Raw genomic sequence first — 907 nt, forward strand, 5'->3', positions numbered from 1 at the left:
AGCACCATGCGATGTTCGAGAAACCATCGGTCGATTGTTTCCTGATCGATGTTGTGATGGATCGAGGCGTTGTCGAGCACCACTACCGTCGTCAGACCGGGCGCGCTTTTCCGCGCGATCTGCTCAAGGAATTGCACGACATCGGGGCGTTTGATCGTGGTCTTGCTGGTGTGATACGTCAGCAGGTTGGCGCCGAAATCCAGTGCACCAAGGACGGAGCGTTTGCAGTGCGGTTGCGGGAACACACGATGCGGTTCGCCGATGGGCGACCAGCCGCGCTGCACCGGGGGCGAAGCACTGAACCCGGATTGATCGAAGTAGAACAGCTGGCACGCACCGTCGAGTGCGGCCTGCTGTAGCTTCGCGAGGGTGGAGGCCTTCACGGCGAACTCCTCGGGGTTACGCTTTTTTTGAGCGAATAGCGACCACGTTTGTAGGAAAACCCCGCTCGTTTGAGCGCAGTCGACAAGGTATCCAGGCGGCAGGGAAACGGCACACCGTGAGCTTCTTCAACGCGCTGCGCAATCTGTCTGAGAGTCATCAATTCGGCGCTGGCCGCCTCGATGGCGGTGGCGATCATGGCTTCAGACAACGAACGGGGACGTCCGCCTTTATGACCGACCAGCAGCCCACATATGCCGGATTCCCGCCACGCGTGCGCCCAGTTGTAGACCGACTGCCCGCTCACGCCGAGCTGCGCAGCCACTTCAGTCAGTTTGATCTTGCGGCCGAGCATCATCACGCCCGCGGCCCGGGTGCGCATGTCGCGATGCTGGTGGTTCAACGACATCTGTTGCAAGGTCTTTTCCTCGGCTTCGCTCAGCTCTACAACACACTTCATCTGGACTCCGGCGCAATGGGGTCGCCGAAGTTAACAAAATTCAAACGCGTTTACCAGCAACACTTA

2 protein-coding genes are annotated in these 907 nt (G+C 59.2%); both read right to left on the reverse strand.

What is annotated here, in order from left to right:
- The coding region (locus tag F6X37_RS35835) for a transposase (protein WP_222945046.1) at positions 1 to 383 on the reverse strand (383 nt) is incomplete at its 3' end.
- Positions 380 to 841, reverse strand: a complete 462-nt coding sequence (locus F6X37_RS35840) for a helix-turn-helix domain-containing protein (RefSeq protein WP_187614678.1) — start codon at positions 839 to 841, stop codon at positions 380 to 382. The genes F6X37_RS35835 and F6X37_RS35840, both read right to left, overlap by 4 nt.
- Between the last annotated feature and the right edge of the window lie 66 nt (positions 842 to 907).

The sequence above is a fragment of the Paraburkholderia sp. 31.1 genome, from assembly GCF_014397645.1.
In the GTDB taxonomy this organism is placed as follows: domain Bacteria; phylum Pseudomonadota; class Gammaproteobacteria; order Burkholderiales; family Burkholderiaceae; genus Paraburkholderia; species Paraburkholderia tuberum.

Bases quoted from the DNA above. Each gene is read 5' to 3' on its own strand.
- F6X37_RS35840 (WP_187614678.1), bottom strand. From the start codon at position 841: ATGAAGTGTGTTGTAGAGCTGAGCGAAGCCGAGGAAAAGACCTTGCAA.